3 protein-coding genes and 1 pseudogene are annotated in these 2,620 nt (G+C 45.8%); 2 read left to right on the top strand and 2 right to left on the bottom strand.

Features of this window, described 5'->3' with window-relative positions:
* Positions 1 to 483: 483 nt before the first annotated feature.
* Positions 484 to 1,026, top strand: a complete 543-nt coding sequence (locus tag F6K20_RS33380) for a hypothetical protein (protein WP_008182615.1) — start codon at positions 484 to 486, stop codon at positions 1,024 to 1,026.
* Position 1,027: 1 nt separating this feature from the next.
* Complete coding sequence (locus F6K20_RS33375) at positions 1,028 to 1,159, top strand: hypothetical protein (protein WP_267872019.1); 132 nt, start codon at positions 1,028 to 1,030, stop codon at positions 1,157 to 1,159.
* A gap of 118 nt (positions 1,160 to 1,277) precedes the next feature.
* Here F6K20_RS33375 and F6K20_RS33370 read toward each other — a convergent pair whose 3' ends face one another.
* Both F6K20_RS33370 and F6K20_RS33365 read right to left on the bottom strand, forming a co-directional pair.
* A complete protein-coding gene (locus F6K20_RS33370; protein ID WP_008182617.1) occupies positions 1,278 to 2,387 on the bottom strand; it encodes an anthranilate phosphoribosyltransferase family protein in 1,110 nt (369 codons plus the stop codon).
* Positions 2,388 to 2,417: 30 nt separating this feature from the next.
* Positions 2,418 to 2,620 (bottom strand): annotated as a pseudogene (locus F6K20_RS33365) (LysR family transcriptional regulator); the annotation flags it as partial.

Genomic DNA, 2,620 nt, shown 5'->3' with positions numbered 1-2,620 from the left:
AGTCCCCTGCCTATTAGAGTAAAGTGAGCGAACTGTTTGACTTAAAAACTGGTAGAATCGCATAGGCATAGGTATAAACAGATTAGATATTCCTTAGGGAGTAAGCATATGCGCTACGCGCACGCTACTTGAGGTGCGGTCAGCGGTCAGCGGTCAGCTGACGTAACATAGATTAAACCAATACTTACTTGTTTTATTCAAAAGCTGAGAGCTGAGAGCTGAGAGCTGAGAGCTGAGAGCTGAGAGCTGAGAGCTGAGAGCTTACCTTAGAGATAGCTTACAAAGAATGACTAATTGTCAGATTAGGGGTTGAAAATATCGACTATCATAGCAAGTTGTTAAAAACGAGCTAAGTTGATTGGTAGTTAGTGATGGATTTACCACGGAACCCTAATCAACGTCTAACATAATCAATACCTTGATTGTTTATAATTGAGCGTTTATAATTGATAGCTTATAAAATTTTATCCACTAAGACTAATTATGAAGCAGCAAAGCAGGTTTAGACATACATCTTTATTGAAATTTTGTACTACTCAGTTGGCAATCGCTGGCCTAGTAACCCTAGGGATTCCTAATGGTGCTGCCACTGCTGGGAATCAATTTAGTTTGTGTGCCAAAGATCTTAAAGCGGCCAATATCACTTCAGAAATCGCATCACAAGCTTGTTCAGAGGCACTACAACCTGAGGATTTATCCTTGTGTGTACTGAAAATTAAGGTACTGACCTCATTAGCAGGCCAAAAAGCCTTAGGTGCTTGTACACGAGTCCGACGACCTTTGGAATTGGCTAGCTGTGTGGTTGATATTGACAATAAGATTGAAAACATAAATGCTAACTCAGTGCTGGATCACTGCCGTCGTAGCCTCCTGCCAGAGCAATTTTCTGAATGTGTTATTGGCTTGAATAGTGCCAATGTCGCTAGCCCTGACAAGGCTCTAAACACTTGTATTTCTGTTAATCAATATCCCTCCCAATTGTCTCCGACCTTTGCGCCACCTCCGGCAAGAACCTTGGTTCAGTAATTTGGTTGAGTGTAAGCATTCAGCCGTCAGCCGTCAGCCGTCAGCCATTCCCTTGGCTCACGCTAAGGGAATGGCTGACGTAACAGAGATTAAACCAATGCTTACTTGTTTTATTCAAAAGCACATCAAGTAGCGTGGGTGGCACAGGCTTCGACGCTGGGACTTCATTTAGATTGCCCATAGCCCATAAGCACATCAAGTAGCACATAAGCTGATAGCTGATAGCTGATAGTTGAATACTTACCTTCTGTTTATTTAAGCTTGTGTAAGTAATCAACAATTTCCTTAAATTTTTGCTCCACATTACCACTGGTGAATAAATCTTCAGCCCTGGCCAGACCTGCTCTAAAATCTGGGCAAACACCACAACGCCACAGATAAAAGCCACCATTCCAGATCGCGGCTGGCATCAATGGGTTGGATTTACCCTTTAGGATTTCCTGGTACTGTGCCAGCAGTTTAGTGGTTGACTCAAACGGTACCTCCTTGCCAGCCAAACCGTATTCACTCGGATGGAGTAGCAGACGTTCAAACCCTTGACTGGCTGATGGTTGACTAATCGCTATGATGGCAGTGCGATCGCGTGGTAGGTCACAGCTACCCTCTAAGCCTTTGACAAAGGTAAAATTCTTGACCAGACGCAGCTGACATGTCTGTCTAAACAGATTTTCTGTAGGTGGATGAACATACCCGGCCACATAATGAGTCTCTGCTTGATCAGCAGACCTATAGGCAGACCAGAGGAGTTCCATGGTTGCTATGGGTGGACGTTTACCGATTTGGTCGCGGTAGGAAACTAACTGATGAGCTTGGGGAAAATGCTGGGGTAAATAGATAAATCCTAAGCCAGTTGTCTCCAATACTTGTTGCACCTGGGGCACAGAAAGTTGGGAGAAATCCATGCCCAATCCCTGCCAAATCTCAATTAAGGGGACTCCATACTTAGTGGGCATACAATCTCCCCCATGCATGACCACAGGTACCCCAGCAGTAGCTAAGACTAAGGCGGTCAGGGGTGTGACTGGTGCAGTACGGCTTCGTCCATCATAGGGTGTTCCTAACGCTGTAACCCCCAGGGATGGAGAAGAAGAAACTGACCGAGAGGTATCTTGCCCATGGTTGATGTCCCAGGGGTGTAACCTTGGTCCAAGTTGGTCATAAGCATCCAACATCCCTGCCAGTTCTTCACTGGTCGGTCGTTTGATGCGGTGGGCAATCATAAATGCTCCAATTTGCGCTGGTGTAGCCTCTTGTGTCAACATGAGGCGGGTTGCAGTGGTGGCTTCCTCACGAGTTAACGCTTTGCCAGTGTGCACACCACTGCCCACTTTCTTTAATAATTCCCTGAAGGCATTACTCATCGGTGATTAGTCCAAAGCTGGAAACAGTGATCAAGCTTGAGCAAGGGCTGGCAGCTGGAGGTTCCAAGCCTGAACTGTTGGCATGTCCAGCTGACGCACCAGTTTACAAAAATGCTGAATTGGTGGAATATCTAAGCGATCGCGAGTCGTGACCAAGACCACCTGACGAGTCCAGTTGGAATCCAAGGCAGAGACGTTACCTACTAGTTTGTTGGAGCTAGCCAGGGATTCTA

It is taken from the genome of Moorena sp. SIO2C4 (assembly GCF_010672485.1).
In the GTDB taxonomy this organism is placed as follows: domain Bacteria; phylum Cyanobacteriota; class Cyanobacteriia; order Cyanobacteriales; family Coleofasciculaceae; genus Moorena; species Moorena producens.
Note: the sequence above shows the minus strand (reverse complement) of the source record. Positions and strands in the feature narration are given on the sequence as shown.

Excerpts from the sequence above, each read along its gene's own strand:
- F6K20_RS33380 (WP_008182615.1), top strand. The coding sequence starts at position 484 with ATGAAGCAGCAAAGCAGGTTTAGACATACATCTTTATTGAAATTTTGT.
- F6K20_RS33370 (WP_008182617.1), bottom strand. The coding sequence starts at position 2,387 with ATGAGTAATGCCTTCAGGGAATTATTAAAGAAAGTGGGCAGTGGTGTG.